Consider the following 18,156-nt stretch of genomic DNA (forward strand, 5'->3'; position numbering starts at 1 on the left):
CATGGACACGCTGGCACGCATTGAACAGGACATGGCCATTCAGGGTATGGACACCGGGGCGAGGCCTTCGGCGCGCATGCGTGAGCTCACTCCGGCGCAGCGTAGGGCGGTGATGTTCGCACAGCAGCAGGTGCTGCGTGCCAAGGCCGCGAAGAAGGCGAAGAACGAACGGCAGGCGGCTTTGAACCGTATGTGGAGTCAGGAGGATTCCGATTCGCGTCTTCGTTCCGATGCGCGTGTCTCGGGCGAGGACGGTCAGGCCGTCAGGCAGGTTTCGTTGCGTGAGGCCATCGGGCATGTGCTGCGTGACCTGCGTACGAGGGACCGCAAGACGCTGCGCGAGATCAGTGAGCGTGCGGGCGTGTCATTGGGCTATCTCTCCGAGGTCGAGCGCGGTCAGAAGGAGGCCAGCTCCGAACTGCTTGGCTCCATCGCGCAGGCGTTGGGTGTGAGCACGGCGCAGATGCTGCGCATGGTGGCCGATTATCTGGATTCCGTGGAGGAGTAGGTTTCGTGCTGCATGGGCGGCGGACCTGCAGTGGATGTGGTGACGCCGTGGGTCAGCGGATGCCGGTTGCCCGGTGGTTGATTGTTCAGCATGCAGGATGTCTGCCGTGGCTGTTTTGTTGCCGTATGCAGCAAGGTTGAGACGAGGACGCTGGGGAGGATTCTGGATGCGTGAACGGGAGTTCTGGCAGCTCGTGGATGAGGTGTTCACGCGTCCATACGGACGCAGCCTCGCGCATGATCAGGCTCTTGTCGCGTTGGATGGTCGCACGGTGATGGAGGCTCTTGGCGAGGGTGTCGAACCGCGTGTCGTGTGGAATGTGTTGTGCGATCAGATGGGTGTGCCGGATGCCGATCGATGGGGATCGGGCCATAATGCGCCGCCGTTGCCGCCTTCAGTGGGTTTGGCGTAGGGTCCTGCATCGGCGTGTCGCTTGATTTGGAGCGCTCCGCACTATGTATTGTCGAACATTTGTTCGCGCTTTGCGGTATGGTTATCCACATTGACGATGAACGGCATGGGGTGCGATAGCGAGGCTTGAACGTGCGCAAAGCCTTGTGGCGCTTGCCTTTGGCGGCTCTGACTCGTCGGGTTTTGCGAGGTTCCGACCACAATGGCCGTCGCGCATTGCCCGTGGGTGTCATGACGCTTAGCCTTGGTCATGACCATCCGTACATGGTGACAGACAGAAGGAGCAGCACATGGCACAGCAAACGTCGGCATCGGCGAAGAAGACGTCTGATGCGAACACTCATGACATCGATCCCAAACGCAGGGCGGCGTTGGATTCCGCTCTGGCGCAGGTTGAGAAGAGCTTTGGCAAAGGCTCCGCCATGCGGCTGGGTGATCGACCGGTCCAGAATGTCGAGGTGATTCCCACGGGTTCGCTCGCACTGGACTTGGCGCTCGGCATTGGGGGACTTCCGCGAGGCCGCATCGTGGAGATCTATGGCCCCGAGTCGTCCGGCAAGACCACGCTGGCCTTGCATGTGGTGGCGAATGCGCAGCGCAACGGAGGCGTGGCGGCGTTCATCGATGCCGAGCACGCACTGGACCCCGTCTATGCGAGGAAGCTCGGTGTGGACACCGATTCGCTGATCGTCTCACAGCCCGATAATGGCGAGCAGGCGCTGGAGATCGCCGACATGCTGGTGAGGTCCGGTGCCCTGGACGTCATCGTCGTGGACTCGGTCGCGGCCTTGGTGCCGAAGGCGGAGATCGAAGGCGAAATGGGAGACAGCCACGTCGGTCTGCAGGCCAGGCTCATGAGTCAGGCGCTGCGCAAGATGACCGGAGCGCTGGCGCAGGCCAATACCACGGCGATATTCATCAATCAGCTGCGAGAGAAGATTGGCGTGTTCTTCGGCAACCCCGAGACGACCACCGGCGGCAAGGCGCTCAAGTTCTATTCCTCGGTGCGTCTCGATATCCGACGCATTCAGGCGATCAAGAACGGCGAAGAGGTGGTTGGCAACCGCACGAAGGTCAAGGTTGTCAAGAACAAGATGGCCCCGCCCTTCAAATCCGCCGAATTCGATGTGCTGTACGGCGAGGGCATCTCCCGTGAGGGATCCGTGCTCGACATGGCGCTGCAGAGCAATGTCGTCAAGAAGTCGGGATCGTGGTTCACCTACGGCGAGGATCAGCTGGGGCAGGGGCGCGAGAACGTGCGCAAGTTCCTCAAGGCCCATCCCGATGTCACCGACGGCATCGAGCGCAAGGTGAAGATGGCGTTCGGGGTCATTCCGCCCGAGGACCAGTTCGCAGAGGGCTCGTCGGCCGAGGATTCCCCCGCGAATGCGGCCGATGAGAACGGGTCGGGGGCCGAGATTGCCGGAGCCGAGTCCGCGGCGGCGTCCCAGCCGGCCCAGCCAAGCGCCAAATCGGCTAAAACGGCTTCGGCCAAGAGCTGACCATGATCGAAGTCGAGGATTTTCTGCGGCGGCATCAGCCGGTATCGCCGCAGAAGCCGCACATTGCCGACAATGGCATTGATGGCGCTGGCATTGAAGATGCCGATGCGCTGGGCGCTACGATTCGAAGCGCTGTTCCGCATAGCGCCGCCGCCGTCGCGGTGGGACGTGCGCCCGGCGTCGTCATCGTGTCCGGTCGGCGTGTCGAGTGCGACGACGAGGCATGTCCGTCTGTGTCGGCCCTGAATGACGCGACGGCTCAATCCGTGTCATCGGGAGTCGCGGTCTTCGGCTCCGTCCGCAGTCGCGACGGTTCACGTGTTGGAGGCAGTGACGACGACGCGTCCTTCTCGCGAAGCGCGGCGAGATGGGGCGGCGGACGTCGTCGGCGGCGTTCGTCTCGTTCGTCGGTGCGTGGTGTGGCCTATGGGGGATCGCATGCGGCTGGCATCGATGCGGAACGTGGTGAATCGTACGATGCGGCGCCATCGACGGTGGAGGCCGGCGACGAGGAGGCATGCCGTGAGGCGGCGCTGCGCATATTGGATGCGGCGGCGAAACCTTCACGGGCCATGGTCGCTAGACTCGTCGATAAGGGCTATGCGAGGTCGACGGCTGAAGCGGTGGTGGCCAGACTTGTCGAGCTGCGCCTCATCGACGATGACGCCTTCGCCGAGGATGTGCTTCGCGCATGTCATGCCCGGATGATGGGTGCGCGAGGAGCCTATCGCGAGCTCCTGCGCAAGGATGTGAGCGAGTCGATGGCGCGATCCAAGGTAGACCGGGCCGAGAAGCTTGGATTGTTCGAGGAGAACGCCTGGGAGCTTGGCCGCACGGTGAGCATGAAGACGGCCGGGATGGATCGGGAGCGAAGACTGCGCCGCTTCTGGAGCGCCGGCGGACGAAAAGGGCACGATCCCGAGGTGCTGCGTCGCGTGGCGCATGAGCTGTTCGCCTAGGACTGCGATGGCGGCACGCGCTGAAACGCGAGTATACGATGAGTAGTCAGAGAAAGCGAGACCCCTTATACCCCGGGTTCTGTCATGCCACGCGAGGTGGCATGGACGACCATCCATCTCGACTTGACGTCGCCGCCAAGCTCCAGCAGCCTACCCGAAGGCATCGGACGAGCAGCCCTCAAACGCCTTCTGCTTGGCCTTGCTCCCGATGAGGCTTGCCATGCGACCGACTGTTGCCAGCGGTCCGGTGGTCTCTTACACCGCCGTTTCACCCTTACCGGCCTAGACCGGCGGTCTGTTTTCTGCTGCGCTGTCTCTCAGGTCACCCTGGGCGGACGTTATCCGCCATCGTGCTCTACGGAGCCCGGAAGTTCCTCAACCCGCGTCCTGCACAGAACTTGGGTCGCGGTCGTCAAGGGGTCTCGAACGCACCATTCTACACGAAGGCTCGACGGCGGCGATTTCCATGGAATCGAATTATTCTTCGGGCGAGTCTGGAACAGTTCACCAAGAATTCGGCTACAATGTACCTTACCGATGGCGAAGTCGCCGTTCGGTCCGTCAAATAGCGGTTCAGCCGCTTGAGTCTAGGGAGGTCCACATGGAGATCGTCGTTACCGGACGCCACACGCAGATCAAGCAGAGGTTTCGTGACGTCGTTGAAAGCAAGATGAATCGTGTGACCGCTATCGCCCCTGACGCGCAGCGCGCGCAGATCGTGCTGTCGCATGAGGGCAATCCACGTCAGGCCGATGCCGCCAAGCGCGTGGAGATCACTGTGATCGCAGGCACGACCGTGGTGCGTGCCGAGGCATCCAGCGCCGATGAGTTCAGCGCGCTTGACATGGCGCTTGACAAGCTGACGCTGCGTCTGCGTCGCACCCGTGACCGTCGCAAGGATCATCGTCGCGGCTATATGAATCCCGTTCCCGTGGATATGGGCGTGGTCGAGCCTGAAACCGAGGAGGAGGAGCCCGAGGAGGAGCCGAACAACAGCCCCGCCGCGGCAGTGGCATCGGATCTCGGCCCCGGCGAGTCCGTCGAGGTGCAGGTGGGCGACACGCCCATCGTCATTCGCCGCAAGCTCCATATCGCCGAACCGATGACGATCGACGAGGCGCTGTATGAGATGGAGCTCATCGGTCATGACTTCTTCCTCTTCGTGAACAAGGAGACCGGTCGTCCGTCCGTCGTCTACCACCGTCATGGCTGGAGCTACGGCGTGTTCGAGATCGACACACCGGAAAACGTCAGGAAGTGACGATCGATCGGATCGTTGAGTCCGCATATCGCAAACCCGCATGGCCGAACGTCGTGCGGGTTTGCGTTGTGTGACGGCATCGATGGCCCCACGGCGTGGTGGCGTGCGATCAATGCGGTCTCCGGTGACGCGTCCGGTGGACATTGCGGGCAAAAATCCCCGCTTTCGCGTAGTATGGACGAAGTTTGTGCCCGATCCCAGTCGATCGGGCCGTGCTCGTCTCTTATTGAACGAACCAGGAGCGAAACGTGGTAGATATCCTCGACAAGGCCCTTCGAATGGGCGAAGGCCGCCAGATCAAGAAGCTTGAGGGCGTGGCGAAGGCCGTGAATGCGCTGGAGGATGAAATCTCAGCGCTGTCCGACGAGGAGCTGAAGGGGCAGACGGCGAAATTCAAGCAGAGGCTCGACAATGGCGAGAGTCTCGATAAGCTCATGCCGGAGGCGTTCGCGACCGTGCGTGAGGTTTCCAAGCGCACGCTCGGACAGCGTCACTTCGATGTGCAGCTGATGGGCGGCGCCGCCCTGCATTGGGGCAACATCGCCGAGATGAAGACCGGTGAAGGCAAGACGCTGGTCGCGACCCTTCCGAGCTATCTCAACGCGCTTGAGGGCAAGGGCGTGCACGTCGTCACGGTCAACGACTATCTGGCAAGCTACCAGAGCGAGCTGATGGGCCGTATCTATCGTTTCCTCGGCATGTCCGTCGGCTGCATCATCACCGACCAGAAGCCGCCGGAACGTCGCCGCCAGTACAATGCCGACATCACCTACGGCACCAACAACGAGTTCGGCTTCGACTATCTGCGCGACAACATGGCCTGGGAGAAGAGCGAGCTTGTTCAGCGCGGCCACCACTACGCGATCGTCGACGAGGTCGACTCCATCCTCATTGATGAGGCGCGAACCCCTCTGATCATCTCCGGTCCGGCCGAAGGCGACGTCACCCGCTGGTATCGCACCTTCGCCAAGCTGGTGCTCAAGCTCACCCGCGACGAGGACTACGACGTCGACGAGAAGAAGAAGGTCGTCGGCATCCTCGATCCGGGCATCACCAAGGTCGAGGACTTCCTGGGCATCGACAACCTCTACGAGCCCAGCAACACCGCGCTGATCGGCTATCTCAACAACGCCATCAAGGCCAAGGAGCTGTTCCTGCGCGATCGCGACTATGTCGTCACGCATGGCGAGGTGCTCATCGTCGACGAGCACACCGGTCGAATCCTTCCCGGACGTCGCTACAACGAGGGTCTGCATCAGGCCATCGAGGCCAAGGAGGGCGTCGAGGTCAAGGCGGAGAACCAGACCTTCGCCACCATCACCCTGCAGAACTACTTCCGCATGTACGACAAGCTCGCGGGCATGACCGGTACGGCCGAGACCGAGGCCGCCGAGTTCATGGGCACGTACAAGCTGGGCGTGCTGCCGATCCCCACCAACAAGCCGATGATCCGCATCGATCAGGACGATCTCATCTTCCGCACGAAGAAGGAGAAGCTGGCGGCGATCGTCAAGGATGTCGCCAAGCGTCACGCCAAGGGCCAGCCGGTGCTGCTCGGCACCGCGTCCGTGGAGTCCTCCGAGGTCGTCTCCTCGCTGCTCGACGTGGCGAACATCCCCCATCAGGTGCTCAACGCCAAGCAGCATGAGAAGGAGGCCGCGGTCGTCGCGGTCGCCGGTCGCAAGGGCGCCGTCACCGTCGCCACCAACATGGCCGGTCGTGGTACCGACATCATGCTCGGCGGCAACGTCGAGTTCCTCGCCGATGCCAAGCTCAAGTCCGAGGGATATTCGCCCGAGGACACGCCGGACGAGTACGAGAAGCGCTGGCCGGGCGCGCTCGCCGAGATCAAGGAGCAGGTCAAGGACGAGCATGAGGAGGTCGTCGGTCTCGGCGGCCTGTATGTACTCGGCACCGAGCGCCACGAGTCCCGTCGTATCGACAACCAGCTGCGCGGCCGTTCCGGCCGTCAGGGCGACCCGGGTGAGTCCCGCTTCTACCTGTCGCTGGAAGATGATCTGATGCGTCTGTTCAACACGCAGCTTGTCGCGCGTGTCATGGCGAAGGGCATGCCCGAAGGCGAGCCGATCGAGTCGAAGAGCGTGTCGAAGGGTGTGCGCACCGCACAGAAGGCCGTCGAATCCCGCAACTTCGAGATTCGTAAGAACGTGCTCAAGTACGACGATGTGATGAACAAGCAGCGTACCGTGATCTACTCCGAGCGTCAGGCCGTGCTCAAGGGCGAGGACATCCACGAGGATGTCGAACGCTTCATCAAGGAGACCGTCGAAAGCTACGTCAAGGGCGCGAACAACGGCTCCGACAAACCTGCCGACTGGGATTGGGAGGGCCTCGGCAAGGCGCTCAAGTCCGTGTTCGCCATTGATTTCGACATGGACGAGGTCAAGGCCGCCGCGGATGGTCACAAGAGCGAGAAGGCCGTGGAGGCCGTTCGCGACGCCATCGTGGAGAAGGCCGCCGCGGATTACGCCGACTTCGAGGCGCATGTCGGCGCCGACGGACTGCGTCAGCTGGAGCGTCGCGTCGTCCTCGCCGTGCTCGATCGCAAGTGGCGTGAACATCTCTACGAGATGGACTACCTCAAGGACGGCATCGGTCTGCGCGGCATGGGTCAGCGTGATCCGCTGGTCGAATACCAGCGCGAGGGCTATCAGATGTACAACTCCATGGTCGAGGCGATCAAGGAGGAGAGCGTGCAGCTGCTCTTCCACATCGACGTCGATCAGGTGGCCAGCTCCGAGGCGCAGGAGGCCGATCAGCCGGTCGAGGCCGCTGAAAGCGAGCTGGGCATCATCGCCGATGCCGCTGCCGAGCAGCAGGAGCAGAGCGAATCCGAAGCCGCCGGCCCCGATGAGGACGGCGAGAGTGAAGCCGAAGCCGCGCAGGGCGAGGCCGAAGAGGAATCCGAGGAAGCCGAAGAGTCCGAGGAATCGCAGGAGGATGCCGAACAGGCCGCCGCGATCGCTGAGGCGGCGAAGGCCTCCGAAGCCGGCGAGACCACGTCGGCCATCACCGGCCCCGCTCCCATCAGCCACGCCGAAGGCAAGGTTCCCGTGAGCAAGCGTCCCAAGAGCGAGGAGCTCAAGACCCCGTGGGCCGACGGACGCACCTTCCCCGGCACGTCGAAGAACGCCCAGTGCCCGTGCGGCTCGGGACGCAAGTACAAGATGTGCCACGGCCAGAACGAAAAGTGATGATCGTTCGATAGTGGCGGCTTTCACCGCTGACTGAACAGGGGTCTCTCCTCGCCGAGGAGAGACCCCTTTCGTGTTGCTGTCTTCGCGTGCTCCTTGACACATGCCCATCACATGCCCCATGGTGTGGGGAAAATCCCATGATGTAGGGAATTGCCCATGATGTAGGGACATAAAACGGCGGAATTCCGCGAAATCGCAAAACCCGTTCCCTACACCATGTGAAAATCCCTACACCATGGGGCATGTGGCACGGCGCAGTGGCATAACCCCATGTGCGGCAGTATTGTCGTCGGCGGTTATATGCATAATGCCGTTCATTTCACGGTGAAACCCTGCGAGGTGGCGTAGAGCTTGAGGCGGCGCTCCCACTCGTCCAGGCGGTCATCGCTGCGGCCGCCGGGACGCAGCGCGGGCACGATGAGACGGGCGAACTCAGCATTCAGCTGGCTGTAGAATGGCAGGTTGTCCCAGTCGCGGTTCACACGCGCCGCGGACTTGGCGTACGCGTCGTAGATAGGCTGGTCGAAATACGAGTCGCGCGTGCCGCGGCGTGTCAGATCCTCCACATAGCCGGCTGCCGCGGACACGCCGCCCGGTGCCCGCAGTTCCACCGAGGCCGGGTCGAGCTGGAACCAGCGGATGAACGTCAGCGCCGCCCGCTGGCGGACCGGCGGCAGCTTCGCGCTGATCGCCATCGTCGAACCGCCGATCTCCGCGGTCATGATCTGGCTGGGGTCTACGAATCCGGGCGGCAGTGCCACCTTCCACAGGCCCTTGTCGGCCGGATAGGACGCGGCGAGGATCTTGCCGATCCAGTTCGCGTAGGTCATGGTCAGATAAGTGCCGGATGTGGGCAGCATATAGCGGTTGTCCCACAGCGGTTCGGCCTTGAGCACGCCGTCGTCCAGACATTGCTGCAGGAACTTGGCCACGAACCGCACGCGGTCGTCGGTCATCTGGAAGCGAATCGCGGTGTCATTCTCCACCACCCACGGCTTGGCACCGGCCATGCGGAAGAACGAGAGGTAATGCTGCACATCGGTGGTGTCGAGGATACCCATGTACCGGTTGGGATTGCGCGCGTGCAGGGCCACGCCTTCGTCATAGAACTCGTCCCATGTGTGCGGCACGGCAAGTCCGTAGCGTTCCAACAGGTCTTCACGGTAGAACATCGCCGTCTGCGACTGGTCGCCGGGGATGCCATACAGTTTGCCGGCATAATGGGCCGAACGCCACGACGCGGGGTCCACTCGGGGAGCCACCTCGCGTTCCAGCTCCTCGCCGGCGAAGGCGGTCAAATCGAGCAGGGCACCGGATGCCGCCAGTTGCGGCAGGGCGGTGCGCTCCACATTGACCATATCCGGTACGGGACGGCGATTGATGATACGTTCCCAGTACAGTGCCAGCGTGTTCTCCTGGGTCCGGCCCTCAATCGGGTCGATGACGATATGCGGGTGACTGCGCATGAACTCGTTGATGCGCGGCATCGTCTCGTTGAAGGCGTTGGACAGCATGGTGAGCACCACGGTGTCGTTGGAACGTGTGAGCTCGGCGTACGGGCCGAGCTTCATCGTGGAACGCTTATGCGGGTTCACCGAATCCCGTGTCACATACCTTGCCTCAAGCGAGATCGGCTCAGGCCGGGAGGTCGAGCCGCCGCGCGCCGCGTTCACCAGCGCACTCGCGGCTTGGGATGCCAGATAGGCGCCACGCATATTGATGGTGTTCAGGGCGGGGGTGAGTAATGCGGACATTTCGATGTTGTCGAATCCGATGACCGAGACATCCTCCGGGATGCGAAGACCCCGACGCCTCGCCGCCGTCATGAAACCAGCGGCGAGTGAATCGTTGAAGGCGAACACCGCATCCGTGGGGCGGATGAGATATTGCTCGACGGCCTTCATGCCGCCGGAGAGGTTCGGTTCGCATCCCCGTACCACACGGTAGGTCATGTCATAGCGAAACGCCGAGGTTCGGATGCAGCGTCGGCGGTATTCGTTCGACCATGAGCTCACGGGGCCGGCGAGATAGGTGATCGACGAATGACCGGATGATTTCAGTGCGTGCACCGCGTCGTCGATGGCCCCGGCCACGTCCACGGTCACGCTTGCCAATCCCGGAATAGTGCGGTTGATGAGCACGACCGGCTTGACCAGTGTGATGCGACGGATATCCGGTTCGCTCAGGCGCGAGGAGATGAGCGCGACGCCATCCACGTTGCGCATCACATAGGACATGGCCTTGCGCTCGACCGCCGGTTTCTCGTTGGTGTCCAGGGTGATCAGGCCGTAGCCCTTTGACTCCAGATGCTCCTGCAGGGCATTGACCGTGGTGGCGTACAGGGGATTGGCCAGCGTGGGCACGATGGCCGCCATCATGCCGGTGGCCGGCAGGGGAGTATCGCCGTCATCGGCGGTGTCCGGTGTGAGGTAGCCGAGTTGCTCGGCCACTCGGCGAATGCGGAATTCGGTCTTCGCTGAGATTCGTCCCGGCTGACTGAGCGCCCGCGAGACGGTGGACGGGCTTACTCCGGCCTCGCGCGCGATGTCATAGATGGTGGTTTTGCCCTTGTCCATATGCTGTCTCCCCGCTCTTGTCGAAGACGATGCGCAACATTATGGCAACCTTTGGCAACAAGCGCAACGTGTGTTCCATGATGAACGAATATGGTTCCTGTCAGCGGTTCGGGCGCGTGGAAGCGCACCGGAACGTACGAAAACAACAGACAAGTTCACTTGGAGGAACCATGTCTATTTCCATCACATCCGCGTCCACGGTGACGGGGGCGACGCCGTCCAAGGCCGTGGCGTTCGCGGTCGAGGACATCGAGCGTGACCTGAAGGCCACGATTTCGCCGTCCGACCAGCCCGGAGCGGACATCGTGCTCGTCGAGGGCGCACACAACCCCGAGACCTGGGAGGTGCGTGTCGCCGACGGCAACCTCGAAATCCACGCAGGCGACGACTTCGGTTTCATCTACGGCCTGTACGCCGTCAGCCGCGAAATCCTCGGCGTCAAGGACTTCTGGTTCTGGAACGACCAGCAGTTCACGCCGGTGCCGACCATCGAGGTGGCCGACGACTTCGCGCTGGCCTCGAAGCCCACGGCCGTTAAGTACAAGGGCTTCTTCGTCAACGACGAGGTGCTGCTCGAGGACTGGCAGATCGACAACGACAAGGAGAAGCCGTGGAGGCTCGCCTTCGAGACCGTGTACCGCCTTGGCGGCAACATGGTCATCCCCGGCTCCGGCCAGCGTGGCGAACCGCACCTGAAGCTCGCACAGGACATGGGCTTCTACATCAACCAGCACCACGCGTGTCCGCTCGGCGCCCGCATGTTCGCCGCCGCCTACCCGGGCGTGCAGCCCAAGTGGCCGGAGGAGGAGCCGCGCTTCGAGGCGTTGTGGCGTGAGGCCATCGAGGCCCAGAAGGGCAAGCGCACCGTATGGACGCTCGGCTTCCGCGGCCAGGGCGACCAGCCGTTCTGGAACTTCGACCCGCGTTACGCCACCGACGAGGCGCGCGGCAAGCTGCTCTCCGACATCATCCAGAAGCAGTACGACATGGTTCAGGAGGCCGACCCCGGCGCCCAGTGCTGCATCTACCTGTACGGCGAGGCCATGGAACTCTACCGCGCCGGCGTGCTGACCTACCCCAAGCAGGTCGCCAAGATCTGGGCCGACAACGGCTTCGGCCGCATGGTCTCCCGCCGCCAGGAGAACAACAACCCGCGCGTGCCCGCCATGCCGACGAACGACGGCGACAACGGCATCTACTACCATGCGAGCTTCTACGACCTGCAGGCCGCCAACCACACCACCGACATCACCAACGACCCGCGTCTGGTGGCCGGCGAGCTTGAGCAGGTGATCGAGCATGGCGGCGCCGACGTGTGGATCGTCAACGCATCCAACATCAAGCCCCACGTCTACTTCCTCAACTTCATCGCCGCGATCTGGCGCGACGGCAAGATCGACTTCGAGAAGGTTGCCAAGGACTACATCGCCGACTATTACGGCAAGGACAACGTCGACGCCGTGTTCGGCCTGTACGAGGAGTACTGGAAGGCCTCCGTGCAGTACGGCCCGAACTGGGACGACCACGCCGGCGAGCAGTACTTCAACCATGTGCCGCGCATGCTCATCACCCAGTGGCTCAAGGACCGCAACGCCCCGGCGCAGGACCTTCGCTGGATGCACGAGGCCGACACGCTCAAGGAACAGATCACGTTCTACCGCGACCTGATCGAGCCGGCCGTCAAGCGTTACGTCGACCTCGCCGACAAGGTCGAGTTGGCCGCCATCTCCGCCGAGTTGCGCGGCGAGGAGGATGCCGCCGAGCTCATCCGCGACTCCATCGGCGTCGAGGCCGGCATCTACGAGCACTCCGTGGCCGCCTCCGTGCACGTGTGCGACGCCCTGCTCGCCGGCTACGACGAGGACTGGCAGCATGCCTTCTACGACGCGGGTCTCGCGGCCGAGGAGTTCACCGCCGGCGACCGCGCGATGCGCGACCGCGAACACGGCGTGTGGGCCAACTTCTGGCGTAACGACTGCCTCACGGATATCAAGCAGTCCGCATGGGTCGCCGAACAGCTCATGGGCTATCTGCGCTGCGTGGGCGACGGTCCGCACTACTTCCAGTGGCTGCGTGACTTCTGCTACCCGGAGTGGGAAAAGGACGTGTTCGTCATCATGAACATGGAGAACCACCCTACCGACCGCGAGATTTTCAAGGCCATGAAAGCCAAGTGGCAGAAGTAGCTGTTAGTGGCTCCCTCTGACGAGGGGGCTCCCCTCGGAGCGGGTGGGGGGAGAGATCCAGACGAAAACACTCTCGAGTTCCCTCCCCCCCCCAGTCTCACTGTGTTCGACAGCTCCCTCATCAGAGGGAGCCAGAGAAGAGAATTCGCGGATTTCAGGGTGCCTCCTGAATCCTGAGAGAAAAAGAAAAAACCTGTAGCGGGGTGCCTCCCGCATACAGTAATGGAAAGGATGCTGCAATGACACAGCAGGCAACCACCCCTCAGGCTGGCGCGCCTAAGGGACGCAAGATCACGATGGCGAACGCCTTCGGCTTCGGCATCGGCGACTTCTATGGCGGCGGCTTCGGCCAGATCGCCACCTATCTGCCCGTCTTCTGGGTGACGTTCGCCGGTCTGGCCGTCGACCAGGCGACCTCCATCATGGGCATCGCCACGATCGTCTCCGCCTTCGCGGCGCTCATCGTCGGATCCCTGTCCGACAACTTCTACAAGTACCGGATCGGACGCAAGTTCGGCCGTCGCCGCTTCTTCCTCATCGCCGGCATCCCGGTGCTGCTGGTCACGGTGATTGTGTGGGTCCCCGGCCTGCCGGTCTGGCTGTACTTCATCGGCTACGCGCTGTGGATCATCGCCAACCAGCTGATCATGACCCCGTACTCCACGCTGCCCACCGAGATGACCACGGACTTCAACGGCCGCACCAAGCTGTCCACCGTCCGTATGTTCATCTCCGGCGTGACCACCGCGGTCATCCCGCTGATCATGACCGCCGCCCTGACCGGTCTCGGCGAACAGCATTCGTACGCCTATCAGGTCTCCATGGTCGGTCTGATCCTCGCCTTCTGCATCGCCCTGTTCGTGTGCTACAAGTCCACGTGGGAGCTCACGCCCGAGGAGGCCGGCTTCGACGTCAAGAAGATCGAGGAGGAGGCCAAGCAGCCGTTCGACTTCGGCAAGTGGCTCAAGGGCATCGGCGACGTGTTCGTCGACTACTTCTCCACCCTGCGCATCAAGTCCTTCCGCAAGCACGTCCTCATCTACCTGCTCGGCCAGACCTTCATGGATGTGTTCGGCCAGACCTGGCTGTTCTTCGTGATCTACAACTGGAACAAGACCGCCGCCTTCGGCTCCCTGCTGCTGAGCTTCGCGCTCGTCGGCGAGCCGCTCAAGCCGGTCTTCGGCTGGCTGTTCACCAAGCTCGGTCCGCGCAAGATGTACTCCCTGAACTTCGCCGGCGGCATCATCGGTCTGCTGGGTCTGCTCGGCCTGTGGCAGGCGCAGGGCAGCCTCGCCGACGGGGCATGGACCACGCTCGCCTTCGTGGTGACCATCTGGTGGCTCATCTTCCGCGCCATGGTCTGGTTCATCCCGTGGAACGTGTTCCCGTTCATCCCGGATGTCGACGAGATCGTCACCGGCAAGAACCGCACCGGCGTCTTCTCCGGCTTCAAGGCGTTCACCCGCAAGCTGACCTCCGGCCTCGCGACCACCTTCATCGGCATCTACCTGGCCTCCACCGGCTTCATCAAGCCGGCCAAGGACGCCTCCGGCGTGATGCAGTACCCGGATCAGCCGGTCGCCGCGCAGAACGGCATCGCCTTCGTGTGCATCGGCTGGGTCATCATCGGCCTGCTCATCGCCTGGGCCATCGCGCTGACCTTCAAGCTCGACAAGAAGACCGACGGCATCCTGCTCGCCGAAATCGAGCGTCTCAAGAACGGTGGCAAGAAGGCCGACGTCGATCCCGAGACCAAGAAGGTCGTCGAGCAGCTCACCGGCGTCAAGTACGAGAAGTGCTGGCCGCAGGCCGCCGAGTGATGCTTCTCGGATGTGGGAGTGCGGGAGACGTCATGGTCGGTTGACCGGCAATGACGATCACCGTACGAACGGATCCGGATGATGATGAGGGGCCGGTCCCGTGTGCATGGTTGCAGACATGCGCCCGGGACCGGCCCCTCGTTTTTGTGCGCCGCGGGGCCGAACCGGAGCCGCGGGCGTGGGGCCTGGTGTGAAAAGGCCATGCCGTATTGCCGTCTGCTCTGGTTCCGACCAGCCGGCAGTACATCTGGCAACAAATGGCAACCCAAGCCGTGATGGTCGTGTTGCCATTAGCGTGTAACCATCCTTCCACAGTGAGGGGAAGGATTCGTAGCGGCATTGCATCGCATGCAATGCAAACCGAAGAAGGAGAACCACATGGTATTTGGCGTAGGCGTGAAATCGCGCGCGGTCGCCGTGGCGGCCATCGGCGCGATGCTGGTGGGAGCGATCGCGCCGATGGCGCATGCCGACGAGCTGCCGGCACGACTGTACGTGGAGCAGGATGCGAAGGCGTCGGGGACGACGTACTACGTGTCCACGTCAGGCAAGGACACGAACTCGGGCACGTCCGAGGACTCGCCGTGGACGTTGGAGAAGGTGAACGAGACCACGTTCAAGCCGGGCGACCGCATCCTGTTCAAGGCGGGCGAGACCTGGCAGGCCACCGGCGACGCCAAGCTCGACTACGACGATCCGACCGCGTTGCTGCACCCACTGGGCTCCGGCAATGCGGACGCGAAGATCGCGCTCGGCTCCTATGGGTCCGAGAACGGCTCGCGTCCGGTGCTCAAGGGCAACGCGAAGGTCAACGACGTGGTCCAGCTCAAGGATCAGGAGTACTGGGACATCTCGGGTCTTGACGTGAGCAACGAGGCCGCCGGGTTCACCGGCAACGACGAGGGCGGCAAGATCGATGCGAATAACGGCGCCCTTGTCGACGACCTGCGCGGCATCCACATCTACGGCCAGGACGCCGCCAAGCTGAGCGGCTTCGACCTGCATGACCTGTACGTGCATGACGTGACCGGCGAGGTGGCGTGGATCACGCAGTCGCAGATCGCGAAGGACTTCGACAAGGCGAAGGCGGACATGGCGAAGTCCTCCAACGGCGTGCTCATGGCCGGCGGCTGGGACTTCTCCAAGCGCACCGGCGGCATCCTCATGGAGACGTTCAAGCCTTCAGGAGAGCCCACCGTGTTTAGCGACGTGCTCGTGGAGAAGAACGACTTCAAGCGCAACTCGTTCGGCGCGTTCACCATCAAGCAGTGGTACGGCGGCAAGAACAAGTACGCGGCTTGGGACGGACGCGCTTCGAACGGCTACCAGTCCAAGGCGCGCATGCACACCAACGTGGTCGTGCGCGACAACAACATCGACCAGAAGGGCGTGTACAACGGCGACGGCGTCTACCTCACCAGCGTGCGCGGCGGACGCGTCGAGAACAACGTCATCGCCCACCCCGGCGTGTGCGGCATCGAACTGTACTTCGCCGACGACGTGATAGTGGAAGGCAACGAGGTCTACGACTCCCAGAAGAAGGCGGGCGGCTCCGACTCCAACGGCATCGACCCGGACCGCAACGTGACCAACACCATCATCCAGCGCAACTACATCCACAACAGCGGCGAAGGCATCCTGCTGTGCGGCTACGACTACAACACGGTCATCATCCGCTACAACGTCATCGCGGACAGCGGCTGGGCCACGTTCCACGGCTACGTGTGGGGCGGTCATTTCGAAATCTACAACAACGTGATCTACCAGTCCAGCCGGAGCTGGAACGGTCCGTGGGTGAACTCCTCGAACAGCGGCAACGACACCTGGCATCTGACCAACAACATCTTCTACTACAACCGCGGCGACGGCACCCGTGCGCCCGGCGGCTACCAGACCGACAAGAAGATCACCTACGACCACAACGTGTACGTCAACGCCGCCAAGAACGCCAAGGACGCCAACGCCATCACGATCGAGAACGAGAACCCGTTCGAGGGCGTGCTGAAGACCGGCAACGAAGAGGTCGGCCTTGACGAGGTCGCCGTCCTCAAGCCGGTGGACGCCAGACTCAATGACATCGGAGTGGCCTACACGCTCGATACGAAGACCTTCACCTTCAACTACCTGAAGGCGGACGACGTCACCGCCAGGGACTTCGCCGGCAACGCCGTGTCCTCCACCCCTGATCCGGGCATCTACGAGGTTTCGTTCACCGGTGTGGGCGGCACCCTCACCGACGCCTACGCCGCGACGGTCGCAGGCGCCACCGTGACCTTCAAGGATGCGCAGTCCGGCAAGACCTACGCCGCGACCACCGGAGCCAGCGGCCGCTACCAGATCGCCGACATCCCCGCCGGCGACTACGGGGTCACCGTCACCGGAGCCGACGGCAAGACGCTGCTCGACACCAAGGCGACCGTCAATGCCGAATACACCGTGGTCGACCTCCGGGCCGTCTCCGATACCGGTACTCTCGCCGGCACGGTGAAGGACCTCGAAGGCAACCCCGTCAAGGATGCACAGATCGCCGTGACCGTGGGCGGACGCAAGTTCGACGCGACCACCGACGGACAAGGACGTTATACGGTGAAGGACGTGCCCGTGACCACGGAAACCGCCACCGCGGCCGTCACGGCCGCCAAGGACGGCTACCGCACCGCCTCCGCGCAGGATGACGTCACCGTCAAGGCCGGCGCCGTCACGCAAGTGGACTTCACGCTGCCGGCGATCTCCACCCTCGAACTGGACGCCAAGAATGCGGACATCAGCAACGACGGCCTCACCAAGCGCGACGTCACTGACGGCTCCTTCAGCGGCGGCAGTTGGGCGGCCTTCGAGAATGGCAAGAACGGCAGCTATGCCGAATACACGTTCAAAGTGCCTCAGAAAGACGTGTACGATCTGACCGTCTTCACCAAGGACAAGAACAACCGCGCCACCGTGCAGCTGTCCATCGACGGCGTGAACACCGGCGAGCCCATGGTGATGAGCGGCTCGAACAGCGACACCCGCAAATCCTACGGTTTTGAGGACGTGAAGCTCGGCTCCGGCGAGCACACCATCCGCTTCACCATCACGGACACCGCCAAGGGCAGCCTGTTCGGGCTCGATGCGCTGACCTACGCAGTGCAGTCGCCCAAGCCGGCAATCGCCGTCGTCGACAAGACCGATCTCGCCGGCAACCTGGCCGAGGCGGACAAGCTCGACGAGAAGGCGTACACCGCCGTTTCGTGGGAGCAGTTCGCCGAGGCCCGCCAGAACGCGCGCGCCGTGCTGGACGACGCCTTCGCCACCACCGATGAGGTCACCAAGGCGATTGAAAGACTCAACGACGCCAAGGGCAAGCTCGTCGCGGCAGATTCGGACGGCGGGTCCGACAATGGTGGGTCCGACAACAACAACGGCGGGTCCGACAATGGTGGTTCCGACAACAACAATGGCGGGTCCGACAACAACAACGGCGGTTCCAACAACGGCGGTTCCGACAACGGCGGTTCCGACAATGGCGGTTCCGACAATGGCGGTTCCGACAACAACGGCTCGAACAACGGCGACGGCCAGAACGATGCGGGTGACAAGGCCCATGGCGACAAGCCCCAGACCGGGACGCTGTCGCGCACCGGTGCCGGTGTGACCTCGGTGGCCGTGGCCGTCGCGCTGCTGGCGATCGCCTCCGGCATCGTGTTCGCGGTGCGTCGCAAGGCCTGAACCGTGA

The 18,156-nt window shown here is 62.9% G+C and carries 11 protein-coding genes and 1 other RNA gene; 9 read left to right on the plus strand and 3 right to left on the minus strand.

From position 1 onward, the window contains the following. The first annotated feature begins 31 nt into the window (after window positions 1-31). Both EHS19_RS03630 and EHS19_RS03635 read left to right on the plus strand, forming a co-directional pair. Window positions 32-508: a helix-turn-helix domain-containing protein gene (locus EHS19_RS03630; protein ID WP_241677060.1), complete on the plus strand. Its 477-nt coding sequence runs from the start codon at window positions 32-34 to the stop codon at window positions 506-508. A 166-nt stretch (window positions 509-674) separates the two neighbouring features. Next, a complete protein-coding gene (locus tag EHS19_RS03635) occupies window positions 675-920 on the plus strand; it encodes a DUF3046 domain-containing protein (RefSeq protein WP_151916430.1) in 246 nt (81 codons plus the stop codon). Between the two features lie 41 nt (window positions 921-961). On the opposite strand, the gene EHS19_RS03640 is transcribed toward EHS19_RS03635, so the two are convergent. Beyond that, window positions 962-1,171, minus strand: coding sequence for a hypothetical protein (locus EHS19_RS03640; RefSeq protein ID WP_151916431.1), 210 nt, complete (start codon window positions 1,169-1,171; stop codon window positions 962-964). A 38-nt stretch (window positions 1,172-1,209) separates the two neighbouring features. On the opposite strand from EHS19_RS03640, the gene recA reads away from it, so the two are divergent. Both recA and EHS19_RS11295 read left to right on the plus strand, forming a co-directional pair. After that, window positions 1,210-2,421 carry a recombinase RecA gene (gene recA / locus EHS19_RS03645; protein ID WP_151916432.1) on the plus strand — a complete coding sequence of 404 codons (1,212 nt, stop codon included), beginning with the start codon at window positions 1,210-1,212 and terminating at the stop codon, window positions 2,419-2,421. Window positions 2,422-2,423: 2 nt separating this feature from the next. Then, window positions 2,424-3,380: a regulatory protein RecX gene (locus tag EHS19_RS11295; protein ID WP_241677057.1), complete on the plus strand. Its 957-nt coding sequence runs from the start codon at window positions 2,424-2,426 to the stop codon at window positions 3,378-3,380. Between the two features lie 52 nt (window positions 3,381-3,432). Here EHS19_RS11295 and rnpB read toward each other — a convergent pair. Then, window positions 3,433-3,805, minus strand: an RNA gene (gene rnpB / locus EHS19_RS03655) — RNase P RNA component class A. 176 nt (window positions 3,806-3,981) lie between these two features. On the opposite strand from rnpB, the gene hpf reads away from it, so the two are divergent. Beyond that, window positions 3,982-4,641 (plus strand): ribosome hibernation-promoting factor, HPF/YfiA family, encoded by a 660-nt coding sequence (gene hpf, locus EHS19_RS03660; protein ID WP_151916433.1) that lies wholly within the window; start codon window positions 3,982-3,984, stop codon window positions 4,639-4,641. Between the two features lie 248 nt (window positions 4,642-4,889). Continuing rightward, window positions 4,890-7,856, plus strand: coding sequence for a preprotein translocase subunit SecA (gene secA / locus EHS19_RS03665; RefSeq protein WP_151916434.1), 2,967 nt, complete (start codon window positions 4,890-4,892; stop codon window positions 7,854-7,856). Window positions 7,857-8,173: 317 nt separating this feature from the next. Here secA and EHS19_RS03670 read toward each other — a convergent pair whose 3' ends face one another. Then, window positions 8,174-10,435: an extracellular solute-binding protein gene (locus tag EHS19_RS03670; protein ID WP_151916435.1), complete on the minus strand. Its 2,262-nt coding sequence runs from the start codon at window positions 10,433-10,435 to the stop codon at window positions 8,174-8,176. 170 nt (window positions 10,436-10,605) lie between these two features. Between EHS19_RS03670 and EHS19_RS03675 the strand changes: the two genes are divergently transcribed. From EHS19_RS03675 to EHS19_RS03685, 3 genes are all read left to right on the plus strand, one after another. Further along, a complete protein-coding gene (locus tag EHS19_RS03675) occupies window positions 10,606-12,621 on the plus strand; it encodes a glycosyl hydrolase 115 family protein (RefSeq protein WP_175578281.1) in 2,016 nt (671 codons plus the stop codon). 239 nt (window positions 12,622-12,860) lie between these two features. Further along, entirely contained in the window at window positions 12,861-14,441 is a 1,581-nt protein-coding gene (locus EHS19_RS03680; protein WP_151916437.1) for an MFS transporter, read from the plus strand. Window positions 14,442-14,819: 378 nt separating this feature from the next. Continuing rightward, window positions 14,820-18,149: a carboxypeptidase regulatory-like domain-containing protein gene (locus EHS19_RS03685; RefSeq protein WP_175578282.1), complete on the plus strand. Its 3,330-nt coding sequence runs from the start codon at window positions 14,820-14,822 to the stop codon at window positions 18,147-18,149. Window positions 18,150-18,156 lie beyond the last annotated feature (7 nt).

This window comes from Bifidobacterium jacchi (assembly GCF_009078285.1).
GTDB classification, from domain to species: domain Bacteria; phylum Actinomycetota; class Actinomycetes; order Actinomycetales; family Bifidobacteriaceae; genus Bifidobacterium; species Bifidobacterium jacchi.

What these genes read in the sequence shown, in the direction of transcription:
- EHS19_RS03630 (WP_241677060.1), top strand. Translation starts at nt 32, where the DNA reads ATGGCCATTCAGGGTATGGACACCGGGGCGAGGCCTTCGGCGCGCATG.
- EHS19_RS03635 (WP_151916430.1), top strand. Translation starts at nt 675, where the DNA reads ATGCGTGAACGGGAGTTCTGGCAGCTCGTGGATGAGGTGTTCACGCGT.
- EHS19_RS03640 (WP_151916431.1), bottom strand. Translation starts at nt 1,171, where the DNA reads ATGACCAAGGCTAAGCGTCATGACACCCACGGGCAATGCGCGACGGCC.
- recA (WP_151916432.1), top strand. Translation starts at nt 1,210, where the DNA reads ATGGCACAGCAAACGTCGGCATCGGCGAAGAAGACGTCTGATGCGAAC.
- EHS19_RS11295 (WP_241677057.1), top strand. Translation starts at nt 2,424, where the DNA reads ATGATCGAAGTCGAGGATTTTCTGCGGCGGCATCAGCCGGTATCGCCG.
- hpf (WP_151916433.1), top strand. Translation starts at nt 3,982, where the DNA reads ATGGAGATCGTCGTTACCGGACGCCACACGCAGATCAAGCAGAGGTTT.
- EHS19_RS03670 (WP_151916435.1), bottom strand. Translation starts at nt 10,435, where the DNA reads ATGGACAAGGGCAAAACCACCATCTATGACATCGCGCGCGAGGCCGGA.
- EHS19_RS03675 (WP_175578281.1), top strand. Translation starts at nt 10,606, where the DNA reads ATGTCTATTTCCATCACATCCGCGTCCACGGTGACGGGGGCGACGCCG.
- EHS19_RS03680 (WP_151916437.1), top strand. Translation starts at nt 12,861, where the DNA reads ATGACACAGCAGGCAACCACCCCTCAGGCTGGCGCGCCTAAGGGACGC.
- EHS19_RS03685 (WP_175578282.1), top strand. Translation starts at nt 14,820, where the DNA reads ATGGTATTTGGCGTAGGCGTGAAATCGCGCGCGGTCGCCGTGGCGGCC.